The sequence below is a fragment of the Litorisediminivivens sp. KMU-197 genome, from assembly GCF_056858395.1.
This window is the reverse complement of the sequence record NZ_JBXEQG010000001.1, coordinates 326745-342139: the sequence shown is the minus strand read 5'-3', so window position 1 is coordinate 342139 and position 15395 is coordinate 326745. Positions and strand designations below refer to the sequence as shown.

15 protein-coding genes and 1 tRNA gene are annotated in these 15395 nt (G+C 64.7%); 3 read left to right on the top strand and 13 right to left on the bottom strand.

Annotated elements, in window-relative coordinates; genetic code table 11:
* Positions 1-4: 4 nt before the first annotated feature.
* The 4 genes from AC04PT_RS01660 to dctP all read right to left on the bottom strand — a co-directional run bounded on the left by AC04PT_RS01660 (position 5) and on the right by dctP (position 4173).
* A complete protein-coding gene (locus AC04PT_RS01660; RefSeq protein ID WP_482871749.1) occupies positions 5-1261 on the bottom strand; it encodes a malonyl-CoA decarboxylase in 1257 nt (418 codons plus the stop codon).
* On the bottom strand, positions 1258-2574 hold the full coding sequence (locus tag AC04PT_RS01655) for a TRAP transporter large permease (protein WP_482871748.1): 1317 nt from the start codon (positions 2572-2574) through the stop codon (positions 1258-1260). Before AC04PT_RS01655 ends, AC04PT_RS01660 begins: the two co-directional genes overlap by 4 nt.
* A 6-nt stretch (positions 2575-2580) precedes the next feature.
* Complete coding sequence (locus AC04PT_RS01650) at positions 2581-3123, bottom strand: TRAP transporter small permease (protein WP_482872428.1); 543 nt, start codon at positions 3121-3123, stop codon at positions 2581-2583.
* A 63-nt stretch (positions 3124-3186) separates the two neighbouring features.
* The gene (gene dctP, locus AC04PT_RS01645) at positions 3187-4173 is read right to left on the bottom strand and encodes a TRAP transporter substrate-binding protein DctP (protein ID WP_482871747.1); all 987 of its coding nucleotides are present in this window, start codon (positions 4171-4173) and stop codon (positions 3187-3189) included.
* A gap of 135 nt (positions 4174-4308) precedes the next feature.
* Between dctP and AC04PT_RS01640 the strand changes: the two genes are divergently transcribed.
* Complete coding sequence (locus tag AC04PT_RS01640; RefSeq protein WP_482871746.1) at positions 4309-4965, top strand: GntR family transcriptional regulator; 657 nt, start codon at positions 4309-4311, stop codon at positions 4963-4965.
* Between the two features lie 45 nt (positions 4966-5010).
* Here the strand turns inward: AC04PT_RS01640 and AC04PT_RS01635 are convergent.
* Positions 5011-5087: transfer RNA gene (locus AC04PT_RS01635), tRNA-Arg, on the bottom strand.
* A 114-nt stretch (positions 5088-5201) separates the two neighbouring features.
* Here AC04PT_RS01635 and AC04PT_RS01630 point away from each other — a divergent pair.
* The gene (locus AC04PT_RS01630) at positions 5202-6434 is read left to right on the top strand and encodes a putative DNA modification/repair radical SAM protein (RefSeq protein ID WP_482871745.1); all 1233 of its coding nucleotides are present in this window, start codon (positions 5202-5204) and stop codon (positions 6432-6434) included.
* The gene (locus AC04PT_RS01625) at positions 6434-7870 is read left to right on the top strand and encodes a UdgX family uracil-DNA binding protein (RefSeq protein WP_482871744.1); all 1437 of its coding nucleotides are present in this window, start codon (positions 6434-6436) and stop codon (positions 7868-7870) included. The genes AC04PT_RS01630 and AC04PT_RS01625 overlap by 1 nt, the downstream gene beginning before the upstream one ends.
* Positions 7871-7967: 97 nt before the next feature.
* Here AC04PT_RS01625 and AC04PT_RS01620 read toward each other — a convergent pair whose 3' ends face one another.
* The 8 genes from AC04PT_RS01620 to sufB all read right to left on the bottom strand — a co-directional run bounded on the left by AC04PT_RS01620 (position 7968) and on the right by sufB (position 15388).
* On the bottom strand, positions 7968-9188 hold the full coding sequence (locus tag AC04PT_RS01620) for a cysteine desulfurase (RefSeq protein ID WP_482871743.1): 1221 nt from the start codon (positions 9186-9188) through the stop codon (positions 7968-7970).
* Entirely contained in the window at positions 9181-9771 is a 591-nt protein-coding gene (locus AC04PT_RS01615; protein ID WP_482871742.1) for a Yip1 family protein, read from the bottom strand. The genes AC04PT_RS01620 and AC04PT_RS01615 overlap by 8 nt, the downstream gene beginning before the upstream one ends.
* Entirely contained in the window at positions 9768-10253 is a 486-nt protein-coding gene (locus AC04PT_RS01610) for a YIP1 family protein (protein ID WP_482871741.1), read from the bottom strand. Before AC04PT_RS01610 ends, AC04PT_RS01615 begins: the two co-directional genes overlap by 4 nt.
* A 7-nt stretch (positions 10254-10260) precedes the next feature.
* Positions 10261-11538, bottom strand: coding sequence for a SufB/SufD family protein (locus tag AC04PT_RS01605; RefSeq protein WP_482871740.1), 1278 nt, complete (start codon positions 11536-11538; stop codon positions 10261-10263).
* Positions 11538-12293 (bottom strand): Fe-S cluster assembly ATPase SufC, encoded by a 756-nt coding sequence (gene sufC / locus AC04PT_RS01600; RefSeq protein WP_482871739.1) that lies wholly within the window; start codon positions 12291-12293, stop codon positions 11538-11540. Before sufC ends, AC04PT_RS01605 begins: the two co-directional genes overlap by 1 nt.
* A gap of 84 nt (positions 12294-12377) precedes the next feature.
* Complete coding sequence (locus AC04PT_RS01595) at positions 12378-12911, bottom strand: hypothetical protein (protein WP_482871738.1); 534 nt, start codon at positions 12909-12911, stop codon at positions 12378-12380.
* A gap of 99 nt (positions 12912-13010) precedes the next feature.
* Positions 13011-13820 carry an FkbM family methyltransferase gene (locus tag AC04PT_RS01590; RefSeq protein WP_482871737.1) on the bottom strand — a complete coding sequence of 270 codons (810 nt, stop codon included), beginning with the start codon at positions 13818-13820 and terminating at the stop codon, positions 13011-13013.
* A 47-nt stretch (positions 13821-13867) separates the two neighbouring features.
* Positions 13868-15388: a Fe-S cluster assembly protein SufB gene (sufB, locus tag AC04PT_RS01585; protein ID WP_482871736.1), complete on the bottom strand. Its 1521-nt coding sequence runs from the start codon at positions 15386-15388 to the stop codon at positions 13868-13870.
* Positions 15389-15395 lie beyond the last annotated feature (7 nt).

Sequence of the window (15395 nt, the reverse complement as noted above, 5' to 3'; positions counted from 1 at the left end):
GAGCTCAGCTTTCTTCTGTCGGAGAGAGGACGGCGGCGTCAGCCTGCGCCTTGACGTCCTTGGTGGCGACGACCTTGCAGGAGGTGACGAATACCTCGTGGTTTTGCGCGACGCGCGCCAGATCGTAAAGGTAGTTCACCATCGTGCCACCGGACTGGGCGCGCCCCTTTTCGGAGGTATCGGCGTCGCTGTGGACGGCGTGCACGACCGCGCCGTTGGCAAGGTGAAACCGGGCCACCGGATCGAGGGGCAGACCGGTCTGGGCCTTGGCGTTCAGCAGGTAGTGCGCGGCCAGGGTTTTCATCTGCGCCGGGTCAACGGCGTTCCAGCGGTGGCCCTCCTTCTCCAGCCACTTGGTGAGGCCGGGAATGGGCGACAGGGTGGCGAAGGTCTTGAGGCCGGGCAAGGCCGCCGACAGATCCGCGGCGACCTGCTTGATCAAGGAATTGCCGAACGAGATGCTGGCAAGGCCCGACTGGCAGTTCGAGATCGAATAGAACATCGCGGTGTCGGCCTCCGCCTCGGGCAACGCCTGACGGTCATCGGCCAGCAGGTCCTGCACCGACCCCGCGATGCCCTTGGTCAGCGCGACCTCGACGAAGATCAGCGGTTCGTCCGGCATCGACGGGTGGAAGAAGGCGAAGCAGCGGCGGTCCGACGGTTCGAGCCTGCGGCGCAGATCGGACCAGCTGTCGATGGCGTGCACCGCCTCGTAGGCGATGATCTTTTCGAGGATATGCGCTGGACTTTCCCAACTGATCGGACGCAGCACCAAAAAGCCCCGGTTGAACCACGAGGCAAACAGGTGGCGGAAATCCAGATCCAAGGCCGCCAGTTCCGGCTCGGACATGCCCAGCCGCAGCAGGTCGGCGCGCATCTCGACCAGGTCTCCGGTCGCGCCGGGAACCCCATTCAGGCGGCGGATCAGTTCTTGCCGGCGGGGCTCGGCGGCCTCGGCGAAGGCCCGGTAGCTGGCCTTGGAGGGATTGAGCTCGTAGTCTTCCAGCCGGGTGCGCACAGTTTCGGGATCGAGGTTCATCGCGGTTGCGACGAACCGGAAGAAGTCGAGCTTCTGCGCGTCGTCGAGCCGCTGGTAGCGCGACAGGATCTCCTTGGCGATGGCCAGTTCCGTGGTTTCGCCGGTCGCTCCGACCAGCGCCGTGGCAAGCTCGGTCAAGGGGCGTCCATCCTCGGCGCCATGCGCCTCGCGGCGGTAGCGGCGTTCGAAGACGGTCGACAGCAGGTCGGCAAGCAGGGTCATACGGCGGCCCCCATGACGATATCGGGCAGCCATGTGGCGAGGCCCGGGAACAGGCAGAGCAGGAAGATCGCCAGCACCATGCAGGCCACGAACGGCAGCGACCCGGTGAGGATGGTCTTGAGCGAGATATCCGGCGCGATGCCGTTGATGACATAGAGGTTCAGCCCGACGGGCGGCGAGATCAGGCCGATTTCCATGTTGATGGTCAGCACCACGGCGAACCAGATCGGATCGAACCCGGCGGTGGTGATGATAGGCAGCAGGATCGGTGCCGCCATCAGGATCACCGCGACCGGCGGCAGGAAGAAGCCGGCGATCAGCAGGAAGACGTTGACCGCGCCCATCAGAACCCAGCGGTTCACGTCCAGCGTGCCGATCCATTCGGCGATCGACTGGGTGATGAAGAGCGAGCTGAGCATGTAGGAGAACACCCCGGCAGCGGCGATGATGAACAGGATCATCACGCTCTCCTTGGTGCTGTCGCGCAGCACAAGCCAGATCGCGCGGGGGTGCCACATGCGGTAGATGATCACCGCGATCAGCAGGCAGAGCAGCGCGCCCACCGCCGCCGTTTCGGACGGTGTCGCGATACCGCCGTACATGGCGTAGAGCACGCCGAGGATGATGGCGAGGAAGGGCAGAACGCGCGGCAGGATCTCGAACCGCTGGGCCCAGGTGTAGCTGCCCGATCCCAGCCGGGTCGCGTCCCCGGAGCGCCATGTCGAATAGAGCGACCACGCCATGAACAGGCTGACCAGCAGGAAGCCGGGAATGACACCGGCCAGAAACAGCCGCCCGATCGAGGTTTCGGTGGCGATGCCGTAGACGATCATCGTCACCGACGGCGGGATCAGGATGCCCAGTGTCCCGCCCGCCGCGATGGAGCCAGCGGCAACCCCGTCCGGGTATCCGCGCTTGCGCATTTCGGGAATGCCCATCTTGCCGATGGCGGCGCAGGTGGCGGGCGACGAGCCCGACATCGCTGCAAACAGCGCGCAGGCGCCGAGGTTGGACACCACCAGCCCGCCGGGCACGCGGGTCAGCCAGCGCTCCAGCGCCTCGTAGAGATCAGCCCCCGCCCGGGTCGAGGCAATCGAAGCGCCCATGATGATGAACATCGGGATCGACAGCAGCGCGAAATTGTCGAGCTTGCCGAACAGGATCTCGGGCATCAGCTCAAGCGAGCGGGCGCCGTCGAAGACAATCAGAAACCCGGCCGAGACGATCAGCAGGCCGATAGCCACCGAGACGCCCGAGAACAGCACGAGGATGGTGGCGATGGCAACGATGCCACCGAGGAGAAGCGGATCCATCGCGGGTCACTCCAGTCCGAAGGGTTTGTCGACGCCGATCAGCACGGCCACAAGGTCGGCGATCAGTTGCAGCAGCAGCAGGCCGAAGCCCACCGGCAGCGCGAGATAGGGGATCCACAGCCGCACGCCCCAGACGGTGTCGGACTTCCAGCCGCGGTCCCAGGCGAAGTGCCAGTAATCATAGCCGTAATACAACATCACCGCGACGATCGAGATCGACAGAACCGAGGTCAGGATCGCCATGAAGAACCGCGGCCTTGGTGGCAGGGCCAGCGGGATCAGATCGACGTTCACATGCCCGCGCAGGCGTTGCACGTAAGGAAGGCCGATCAGCGTGGCGGCGATGACAAGGTAGATCACGGCCTCGGTCTGCCAAATGGTCGAGCCGTTCAGGACGAAGCGCACGACGATCATCTGGCAGGTGATGGCGACGGCCGCGACGATCATCGCCGCAGAGCACCAGCCGGCCAGTGTCGACAGGGCCGCGACCGCGCGCAGAAAGGGGTTGTTCCCGGTATGGGAAGCAACGGCGGAGCTATGGCCGGCCATTGGAGCCTCCAGCATTCAGTTTGGAAAGGTGGCGGGACGGCCTGTCGCCGCCCCGCGCTTGGGTCACTCGACCGACAGCGCCATGTCGAGCAGTTCCTGCCCGTCCGGAACCTCTTCGACGAAGGCCTTGTACGAGGTCTCCTGCGCCAGTTCACGCCAGGCTTCGAAGTCCTCTGCGCTCATCTGCGCGATTTCCACGCCGGCCTCGCGGAACACCTCTTCCGAAGCGGCGTCCTGCTTCTTGGCTTCCTCGAGGTAATAGGCTTCGGCCTTTTCGGCCGCGGCCAGCAGGGCGGCCTGTTGCTCTTCGTTCAAGTCCTCGAAGGCCGACTTGTTCATGAGAAGCGGCTGGTACATGAACCACAGCGCCACGTCCCCGGCGGGGGTATAGCAGGCGACCTGTTCGTAGATCCGGTAGGAGACGAAGGACGACGACGAGGTGTTGGCAGCCTGAAGCACGCCGGTCTGCATCGCGTTGTAGATTTCGGACGAGGCCATCGAGGCGATCGAGGCCCCTGCCCCGGCCAGCATCTGCTCGAACGACTTGCCCGCGGCGCGGGTCTGTAGGCCTTCGACGTCCTCGGGCGCGGTGATGCACTTGTCCTTGCCGACGAAACCGCCTGCGAGGTAGCCGTGCACCAGCACCATCACGTCATCCTCGGCCATCTTCTCTTCGAGGGCCTCCATGAAGGGCGATTGCGACAGCCGCGCCGCGTGGTCGTGGTTTTTTACCAGGCCGGGCATCAGCGTCAGGTTATAGGCGGGCTGCTGGCCGCCGGCGTAGCTGAGCGGCAGCACGGTCATGTCGAGCTGTCCCCGGCTGAGCGGCTTGTACTGCTCGCGCGGCTTGAACAGCGACTTCGACCCGAAGATCTTGATGTCCAGATCCACATCCGCGGCGGCGACCTCGTCGGCCACGATCTGCGCCACCTGGTGACGGATGTCCTGGTTGGACCACTGGTGCGACAGGCGCAGCTCGGCGGCGCCGGCCAGCGAACCGGCCGAGGCCAGCGCCGCTGCAGCCGCGGCGGTTTTTAGCATTCTTTTCATTGTTTCCTCCCAAAGATTCGTACCGGCAGAACCGGGACGCCCCCGACCCAAACACACAATGTTTTTGAGGTCAACTTTCTTGTATACAAAACTGAACATCTTGCGTTTCAGTTGACGAAAGGCTAGGACAGCGTCATGGAAAAGCGTCGCGCCGATGAGATCGCCGAAGCCCTGGAAGAGCGGATCTTCGATGGCACCTATGCCAATGGCGACCGGCTGGACGAGGTCCGCCTCGCCCGGCACTTCGGGGTATCGCGCACGCCACTGCGCGAGGCGCTGCAACGTCTGGCGCGCTCCGAACTGGTCGAGCTGATCCCGCGCCGCGGCGCCTTTGTCCGCCAGCCGGGCCCGGTGGAACTTCTGGAGATGTTCGAAGCGATGGCCGAGATCGAAGCCGCCTGCGGGCGGCTGGCGGCGCTGCGCATCTCGGACAAGGCGCTGGCGGATTTGCACGACGCCAACCGGAAATGCCAACTCGCTGTCGACCGCCAGGATCCGGACGCCTATTACACCGAGAACGAGCGCTTCCATAAGATCATCTATCGGGAGTCGGGAAACGGCTATCTTGCCGCCGAGGCGGGCGACCTGCACCGTCGGCTGAAGCCGTTCCGGCGGCAGCAGCTGCGCCTTCGCGGCCGGATGGCGCAATCCATGTCCGAGCACGAGGCCATCGTGGCTGCCCTGCAGGAGGGTCATCAGGCAACCGCTGCGGATGCCCTGCGTGACCATGTCGCCATTCAGGGTGAAAAGTTTCACAGCCTCATGGCCAACCTGAAAAAAGCGGCTGAATAAGCTGTCAGCCGTCACGGTCCGGATGCGCATCGGGTCTGGGAGAAATGGCGCACCTGAGAGGATTCGAACCTCTGGCCTCTGCCTTCGGAGGGCAGCGCTCTATCCAGCTGAGCTACAGGTGCCTGCCTTGCCTCTACCCCGAAACACGGGGGCCCTGCAACACCCTTTCGTGCAGTAAAGCGCCTGTGATCGTGCGGAAGCTTGCCATTGCGCCGACCGGAACATATTAAGAACAAATGAGCGCAAAAACCGTGGAACAGAAGCTGGCGATCCTTGCGGACGCGGCGAAATACGATGCCTCCTGTGCCTCGTCGGGCACGGCGCGGCGGGATTCGACCAAGGGCGGGATCGGGTCGACCGAGGGATCGGGAATCTGTCACGCCTATGCGCCGGACGGGCGCTGCATCAGCCTGCTCAAGATCCTGCTGACCAATTTCTGCATCTACGATTGCGCCTATTGCGTGAACCGGGTGTCGTCCAATGTGGAACGGGCGCGGTTCTCGGTCGACGAGGTGGTCAAGCTGACGCTGGAATTCTATCGCCGCAACTATATCGAGGGGCTGTTCCTCTCGTCCGGCATTATCCGCTCGCCCGATCACACCATGGAAGAGATGGTCCGGATCGCCCGCACCCTGCGCCACGAGCACGGGTTCAAAGGTTACATCCACCTCAAGACCATCCCCGACGCCGCGCCCGAGTTGATCGAAGAGGCCGGGCAACTGGCGGACCGGGTGTCAATCAATGTCGAACTTCCCACCGATGCCGCCGTCACCCGCTTTGCGCCGGAAAAGAAGCCCGAACAGATCAGGCGCGCCATGGCCGGCGTCAGGCTGAGACAGGAGGCGGCGAAGGACAAGAGCCACACCGGCAAGCGGCCGGGACGGTTTGCGCCGGCGGGACAGTCGACGCAGATGATCGTGGGTGCGGACGGATCGAACGACAAGACCATCCTGACCAACGCCACGCGGCTCTATTCGGGGTACAAGCTGAAGCGGGTCTATTACTCCGCTTTTTCACCGATCCCTGATGCCACCGCCGCCCTGCCCCTGATCCGGCCGCCGCTTCAGCGCGAACACCGGCTTTATCAGGCCGACTGGCTGCTCAGGTTCTATGGCTTTCAGTTGGACGAGATCACCGGCGCCGCGCAGGACGGCAACCTCGATCTGGACATCGACCCCAAGCTGGCCTGGGCGCTGCAGCATCGGGGGCTGTTCCCGCTCGACGTCAATACCGCGTCGCGCGACCTGTTACTGCGGGTGCCGGGGTTCGGCACCAAGACGGTCAACCGCATCCTCGCGGCGCGCCGGTCGCGGCGGCTTCGGTATGACGACCTGATGAAGATCGGGGCGCTGATGAAGAAGGCCAAGGCCTTCGTCACCTGTCGCGGCTGGACGCCGGGCGGGCTGACCGACAGCGCCGACCTGCGGGCGCGGTTTGCGCCGCCGCCGGAGCAGCTGAGCCTGTTCTGATGCACACCGTTCCCCTGCCCGAGATCGGCACCTGGGAGGCCTGGCGCGATGCCGCGCGCAGCCTGCTGATGACAGAGGTGCCGCCCGAGCAGGTGCTTTGGCAGTGGGGCGCGCGCGACAGTGACCTTTTCGGCGATGCCCCGGCCCCTTTGCCGGCTGCGACGCGGCCACCGCCGACGGTGCCCAAGGCGTTCCTGTCCGCCGCACGGCTTGCGATCTGGCACACCGACCCGCAGCGTTTCGCCCGCGCCTATGGGCTGCTCTGGCGGTTGCAGGGCAACAAGCGCCTGATGGCCGACCGCGCCGACGACGATGTGGCGCGGATCGAGGCGATGGCCAAGAACGTCAGCCGCGACGCGCACAAGATGAAGGCTTTCGTCCGCTTCCGTGACATTGGAGAGCCCAACGCGCCGCGCCGCAGCTTCGCGGCCTGGTTCGAGCCCAGCTTTCACGCGCTGGAACCGACGGCGCCATTCTTCGTCCGTCGGTTTTCCGACATGGACTGGCGCATCGTAACCCCGGACAAGACCGCGATCTTCGAGGACGGCACCCTGCGTTTCGCGCCCGGTCAGGCCAAGCCGCCGCTGCCCGAGGATGCGGCCGAGGGGCTGTGGACCACCTATTTCCGCAACGTCTTCAACCCGGCGCGGGTCAAGATCAATGCGATGACCTCGGAAATGCCGCGCAAGTACTGGAAAAACATGCCCGAGACGCGCGCCATCCCCGAGATGCTGGCCGAAGCCGAAACCCGCGTGCGCAAGATGGCCGAAGCCGCGCCGACCCTTCCGCCGGCCTTTGCAGCACCGGCCGCGCGTCAGCTGGAGGCGCATGACAGCCGCTGGCAGATGCCGCAGGAGGGTCTGGACGCCGCGATCCGCGCCTGCACCCGCTGCCCGCTGCACGAGATGGCGACGCAGGCGGTGCCGGGCGAAGGGCCACATGATGCGCGGCTGATGATCGTGGGCGAGCAGCCGGGCGATCAGGAGGATCTGGCCGGGCGGCCTTTCGTCGGGCCGGCGGGACAGTTGCTGGATCGGGTGATGGTACAAGCGGGTCTGAAGCGCAACGAGGTCTACCTGACCAACGCGGTGAAGCACTTCCGCTTCCGCCCGTCGAATAAGCGCCGGCTGCACCAGGCGCCCGAGCGCGATCATATCGACCACTGCCGCTGGTGGCTCGACCTCGAGGAAAAACGCCACGACCCGGCGCTGATCGTGGCGATGGGGGCGACCGCATTGCAGGCGCTGACCGGCAACGGCAAGGGCCTGTTGAAACGGCGCGGCGGTCTTGAGCAAAGCAGGTTGGGGCACCCGGTGCTGGTGACGGTGCATCCGTCCTATCTTCTGCGGCTGCCCGATCCGGCGCGAAAGGCCGAAGCGGAGGCGCAGTTCCGGTCCGACCTGACGGCTGCGGGGGACTACCTCCGGGCCGCGTGACGGACCGCGTCCCGGACCTGATCCGGGACCTCATGGCCCGCGTGGATGCAGAGGCCCCGGATCGGGGTCCGGGGCCGTGTGGCGGCGGATGCGACGCTCAGGCGAAGAGGTCGTGCGCCAGTTCCAGCGCGTCGATCAGCGCGTCCACTTCGGCCTCGGTGTTGTACATGCCGAACGAGGCCCGGCAGGTCGCCGTCACGCCGAGGTGATCCATCAGCGGACCGGCGCAGTGGTGACCGGCCCGCACCGCAACACCCTTCTTGTCGAGGATGGTCGAGATGTCATGCGCATGCGCCGCACCCTCGAGCGTGAACGAGAAGATCGCCCCCTTGCCCGGCGCCCGGCCCTGCAGGTTCAGCCAGTTCAACCTGTCCATGCGGCCCAGCGCATAGGTGGTCAGCGCGGCCTCATGCGCTGCGATATCTTCCATGCCGACGGCCATCATGTAATCCAGCGCCGCGCCCAGCCCGATGGTGGCGACGATGCCGGGGGTGCCGGCCTCGAACTTCATCGGCGGATCGTTGTAGAGGATGCCGCCCTTGTGCACCTCCTTGATCATGTCGCCGCCACCCATGAAGGGGCGCATTTCGGCCATGCGCTCGCGCTTCATGAAGATCGCGCCCGAGCCGGAGGGGCCGTAGAGCTTGTGCCCGGTGATGGCATAGAAATCGCAGCCGATGTCTTCGACATTGACCGGCCCGTGCACCGCCGCCTGGCTGCCGTCGATCAGCGTGGCAATGCCGCGTTCGCGCGCCGCCGCGCAGATCGGCGCGACGTCGACCCGGGTGCCCAGCACGTTCGACATGTGGGTCAGCGCGACCAGTTTCGTCTTCGGCCCCATCGCGTCGATCACGGCCTGCGGATCAAGCGATCCGTCGGCTTCGATGTCCACCCATTTCAGCACCACGCCCTGACGCTCGCGCAGGAAGTGCCAGGGTACGATGTTGGCATGGTGTTCCATCACCGACAGCACGATCTCGTCGCCGGCGGCGAGATGCGGCATGGCCCAGCCGTAGGCCACGGTGTTAATGCCCTCGGTGGTGCCGGTGTTGAGCACGATCTCCTGCTCGTCCGCGACATGCAGGAAGCGCGCGATGGTGCCGCGCACGGCCTCGTACTTTTCGGTCGCGAGGTTGGACAGGAAGTGCAGGCCTCTGTGGACGTTGGCATATTCCTCGGCATAGCTGCGCGTCACCGCGTCGATCACCGCTTGGGGTTTCTGCGCCGAGGCACCGTTGTCGAGATAGACCAGCGGCTTGCCGTTGACCTCGCGGCCGAGGATCGGAAAATCCGCCCTGATTGCGTCCACGTCATACATGCGCCGATACCCCTACAGTCGATGCCCCGATCAGGGACAGCATGATCACCAGACCCAGCGCAATGCCCACGCCCGCCATCAGCAGCACGCCCATGGCCTTGCCGATAGAGCCGAAGCGATGCGCCACGTCGATGAAATTCAGAAAAATCCAGAATCCGTATATATTGATCGCCATCAGGGCGACGAGCGCCAGTCCCGGCAGGATCACGCTCAGCACCGTTGCCGCGATCTGCACGAGGAAGCGCAGGCATTGCAGCCAGACCACGAGGACCAGCACGTCGGCCAGCTGCGCCTCGCCCCCCAGCCAATTGCCGGTCAGCGTGATGGCGAAGACGGTGATCACCGCGCCGCAGCCCAGTGTCAGCGCAAACATGAAGGGCGAGCCCAACATCGGCGGCATCGGCTGCGCCGTCGGCGCCGCCATGGTGCCAAGCCAGAAGGCCAGCGCGTTCAGCACGATGGCCAGCAGCAGACCCTGCCAGAGAACGTGTTTCGGAAGCCCGAGCGAGATCAGCCGCGCGGCCGCGACACGCGGCTGGGTCACGGTCTCGACGGTCAGATCACGCAGGATGGCCGGGGTCATGCCGGTGCCCTTTCGGCTTCGCGCAGGCCCGCGAACCAGAACCAGAGGAAGATCAGGAAGCTGAGCAGTTCCACGATCTGCGGGCCGGGGCCCTTGCCCACGAAGCCAGCCAGTAACCCGTTCAGCAGGAACAGAGGCGAGGCCGCCAGCAGTGCCCAGAACAGCGCCATGCGGGCGCCGAAGAAGGTGCCCTGCCCGCCCAGCAGACGCGCCACCAGATGCGACGCCGCCGCCAGCCCGTAGAAGATGAGCGGCGCCAGCACCAGCCATGCCAGAAGCGCGCCGCCCAGAAGCGGGTTCAGCTCCTGCTCGTCGAAATGCGCCTGACGGGCGAGCGGCGGCCATTGCGATACGAAGACCACGAAGCAGGCGGCCATCAGGATGGCCAGCGCCCTATCCTCGCGCTGCCCACCGGCAAGCCAGCGCCGGATCACGGCGCCGGGCCCCCGGTAGGTGGCGACGATATCGCTGGTCACGCTCACGTTTGGCTCAGCCCTGGTGCCGGATCAGCCAGCCTTCGATGCGGCTGGTGATCTCCTGGGCCAGGCCCTCGTCCTCGATCTCGGCCACCGCTTCGGCGAGGAAGGCCAGAGTCAGCAGGTTCACAGCCTGGTCGTGCGGCACCCCGCGCGAGCGCATGTAGAACAGTGCTTCTTCGTCGATCGCGCCCGAGGTCGAGCCGTGCGAGCAAGCAACGTCGTCGGCATAGATCTCAAGCTCGGGCTTTGCGAGGAACTGGCTGTCCTCGTCCAGCAGAAGCGATTGCGAGATCTGGTAGCCGTCGGTCTTCTGCGCGCCTGCCTTGACAAGGATCTTGCCCTGAAAGACGCCGGTCGCGCCGTTGCGCAGCACCTTCTTGAACACCTGACGGCTTTCACAGTTCACTGCATCATGTGTCACGAACACGGTGTCGTCGTGGTGAAAATCGCCGTCTCCGACACAGGCCCCCGCGACATGCGCGATTGCGTCGTCGCCGGTCAGTTCCAGCACCACCTCGTTGCGGGTCATGACGCCGTTGGCCGTGAGTGTGAAGCTCTTGAACACCGACTCGGTGCCCAGCCGCGCGAAGATATGCGTGGCGGCGCGGCGCTCGTGGTCGCGGCCCTGCGTGCGGACGTGGTGCAGCTTGCCGGTATCGGCGACGTCGATTTCCATCACCTTGTTGAAGCGCGCGGCGGCGGGGCCGTTTTCCAGAAGCGTCACTTCGGCGCCGGCGTCGACCTTCACCACGTGGTGCAGCATCGCATCCGAGGTTTCGGACTGGTGGCGATAGCTGATCGAGATCGGCTTCGACGGTGTGCCGGTCACGTGGATCAGCAGCCCGTCGGTGGCGAAGGCGGTGTTCAGCGCCGCGAGGGGCCGCGCCACAGGCGTCTGCCCGCGGGTCTCGAACCGGCCATAGATCTGCGAGGCCCAGTGTAGGTCCTTCGCTTCGGCCAGCCGTTCGATCGTCACGCCGTCCAGCGATAGGTCGTCAGAGGCCTCGGGGTCGAAGACCCCGTCGGTAAAGACGATCTTCAGCTTGTCGACCTCGTCGAAGACCGGCGGTTCATCGGACTGAAACAGCGCGGCACGCGGCGCGTCCGGCTGGATCAGCGAATCGGGGCGGGTGAACTTCCAGTATTCGTCGCGCCGTCCGGGCAGGCCCATCTCGCGCAGGCGCGCGAGGGCGTCCTGCCGCGCCGATTGCGACCAGCCGCCCTGCGGCATGTCGAGCGTGGCAAGCCGCGCCTCGGTTGCATCAAGCTTGGTTTGCGGCAATGCCATCAAGCCACCTCCTCGACCAGGTGCGCGTAACCGCGTTCCTCGACTTCAAGCGCCAGCTCGGGCCCGCCGGTCTTGATGATGCGGCCGTCCGACATGATGTGCACGACGTCGGGTTTGATGTGGTCGAGCAGCCGCTGGTAGTGGGTGATCACGAGGAAACCCCGGCCCTCGTCACGCAGCGCGTTCACACCATCGGCGACCAGCTTCATCGCATCCACGTCGAGGCCCGAGTCGGTCTCGTCGAGGATGCACATCTTGGGCTCCAGCATCGCCATTTGCAGGATCTCGTTGCGCTTTTTCTCGCCGCCCGAGAAGCCCACGTTGACCGGGCGCTTCAGCATGTCGGCGTCGATCTTCAGCTCTTTTGCCTTGGCGCGGATCAGCTTGAGGAAGTCGGTGGCGTTCATTTCCTCCTGCCCGCGCGCCTTGCGCTGTGCATTCACGGCGGTGCGCAGGAAGGTCATGTTGCCGACGCCGGGGATCTCGACCGGGTACTGGAACGCAAGGAACAGGCCCGCGGCGGCGCGCTCTTCCGGCTCCATGTCGAGCAGGTCCTCGCCGTCCAGCGTCGCCTCGCCTTCGGTGACCTCATAGCCTTCGCGGCCCGAAAGCACGTAGGAGAGCGTCGATTTGCCCGAGCCGTTGGGGCCCATGATCGCATGCACCTTGCCGGCCTCGACCGTCAGGTCCACGCCCTTGAGGATCTGCTTGTCCTCTTCTTCCAGCTGCACGTGCAGGTTCTTGATTTCCAGCATTCGTCTACCTTTCAGATAACGCCAGACGCAAAGGCGCAGCCCCGTCGAGGGGCCGCGCCGCGCCGATTTCGATTTTCGGTTTGTTCAGAAGAGTTTGATCGTCTCGCCCGCGACGAGGATCGAATTCGGTTCGCTCATCGCCGTAACGAAGCGCACCCATTCCCACGAGAATGCCTGCTTGAACAGGTCGGGCGAGAGATGAACGAAGTTGTGCATGGTGACCATGGCCAGCGCGATGCCCGCAAGCTTGAACAGCATCTGCATCTTGCCCGGCAGGTCGAACAGCAGCGAGAAGCTGAGCAGCGTGCCCAGAGCAAAGAGCACGTCCACCAGCATGCGCATGCCGGGCGTCATCTTGGGATCGGGCAGGCCCGCGAAGTGAAAGCTGATCAGTTGCGACAAGCCGAAGGCCACGATGCCCAGAACGAAGCCCAGTACCCAAATGACCGGTCCGCCGCGGCGCTCCTCCGCAGGCTCCATGTCGCTGACGGTGGTGTGCTTGGTTGCCCAAGAGCGCACGTTCTCTTCGGCCACGCCCGGCTGAGGCACCCGGCTGAACTGTCCGGCCTGAATCCGCGCCAGCCGCTGCTGAAACACGTCCTGTCCCTGGTTCGCCATCTCTGCTCTCCGCCGTTGCGTTGCACACAGCGACCAAATCTGGCGGCGGAACGCGGCAGAAATGCGACGACAATGGTCTTAATGTTGGGTTAATCACCATCATTCCCCGAGCGCAGCCACCTGCGCCGGGGCCTCCTTGCGATCCAGTTCCGCACGCAGGCGGTCCAGATCGTCCGCGTCGCAGATCAGGTGGTTCTTGTTCAGCTTGTAGCGCTGGTGCGTGGACAGGAGGGCATAGCCCTTGTCCGCAACCCAGGTCATGAAGTCGTCTTCCACGGTATTGTCGACCTCGACCATCATCACCGGCCGGCACCGCTCAAGCACGCCGCTCAGACCGGCGAGAACCGCCATTTCCATGCCTTCGACGTCGATCTTGATGAAGTCGGGGCGGACCTCGGCCAGCAGAGCATCGCCGCGATGCACCTCGAGATCGCCCTCGCCGGCCAGCATCTTCGCGCCGCCGAGGTTGCGGTCGCGGTCCTGCATGGCGAAGCCGCCGGACTGCGCGTCCGAGACGCCGACACCCAGCATGGTGGTGTCGACAACCTCACCCAGCCCGTTGACCAGCACGTTCTGCACCAGCAATTCGAAGGCCTTCGGATTGGGCTCGAACGGGATCACCTTGGCGGCCTTGAGGAACTTTGCCGCGAACAGCGTGTGATTGCCGACGTTGGCGCCGATGTCGACGAAGGTGCCGCCCTCGGGCAAGACCGCCCCGAGCCGCTGCAATTCGCTCATTTCGTAGAACCGGCCGCGCCGGTGATTGCGCTGCACGGGATCGTTTTCCATGTTCACGCAGAAGATCACCGGCTCGTCCAGCACGCGGGCGTGGACGAGCTGCAATTCCACGCTCTCGACCGGACGGCCGAGGCGCAACCGCTTGTGTATGCGCTTGATACGAGGGATCACGAGCAGACCTTTCCGAAGCCAAGACCCGCGGGCGGGGGCGGCTGCCCCTACCCGACCGAGCCTTCCAGCGAGATCGCCACCAGTTGCTGCGCTTCCAGCGCGAACTCCATCGGCAGCGCCTGCAGCACTTCCTTGGCGAACCCGTTGACGATCAGCGCCACCGCTTCCTCTTCGTCCATGCCGCGCTGGCGGCAATAGAACATCTGGTCGTCGTCGACCTTGGACGTCGTGGCTTCGTGTTCCACGCGGGACGAGTTGTTCTTGACCTCGATGTAGGGCACCGTGTGCGCCCCGCACTTGTCACCGATCAGCAGGCTGTCACACTGGGTGTAATTGCGGCTGTTCTTGGCCTTCGGATGCATGCTGACCAGCCCGCGATAGGTGTTCTGCGCGAAGCCCGCGCTGATCCCCTTCGACACGATCCGCGACCGGGTGTTCTTACCCAGGTGGATCATCTTGGTGCCGGTGTCGGCCTGCTGGTGGTTGTTGGTGATGGCGATCGAATAGAATTCGCCCTGGCTGTCGTCGCCGCGCAGGATGCAGGACGGGTATTTCCAGGTGACCGCGCTGCCGGTTTCAACCTGCGTCCACATCACCTTGGCCCGGTCGCCCCGGCAATCGGCGCGCTTGGTCACGAAGTTGTAGATCCCGCCCTTGCCGTTCTCGTCGCCCGGATACCAGTTCTGGACGGTGGAGTATTTCACCTCGGCGTCTTCCTCGACAATGATCTCGACCACCGCGGCGTGCAGCTGGCTGGTATCGCGCTGCGGCGCGGTGCAGCCTTCCAGATAGGACACGTAGGAGCCCTTGTCGGCAATGATCAGCGTGCGCTCGAACTGGCCGGTGTTCTCGGCGTTGATGCGGAAATAGGTCGACAATTCCATCGGGCAGCGCACGCCCGGCGGCACGTAGACGAAGGACCCGTCCGAAAACACGGCCGAGTTCAGCGTGGCATAGAAGTTGTCGGAGACCGGGACCACGGAGCCGAGGTATTTCTTGACCAGATCGGGGTGTTCGCGGATCGCGTCGGAGATCGAGCAGAAGATCACGCCGGCCTTCTTAAGCTCTTTCTGGAAAGTGGTGCCCACCGACACCGAATCGAACACCGCGTCCACCGCAACCTTGCGGCCCTCGGCGGGGGCCTCCTCGGCGCCTTCGACACCGGCGAGGATCATCTGCTCTTTCAGCGGAATGCCTAGCTTTTCGTAGGTCGCCAGCAGCTTGGGATCGACCTCGTCCAGCGACTTCGGCTTCTCGATCATGCTTTTCGGACGGGCGTAATAATACTGATCCTGAAAGTCGATCTCGGGATAATCGACCATGGCCCAGTCCGGTTCTTTCTTGGTCAGCCAGCGCTCATAGGCGGCGAGCCGCCATTCGGTCATCCACTCGGGCTCTTCGTTGCGCTCCGAGATCAGACGCACGATGTCCGGCGTCAGCCCCTTGGGCGCATATTCCATCTCGATCTCGGTGTTCCAGCCGTACTTGTACGTCGAAACCTCACGGACCGCATCCACGGTCTCCTGGTCGACACCTTCCTTGACCTGAGTTTGGTCGAGCGCTGCCATCATCTCA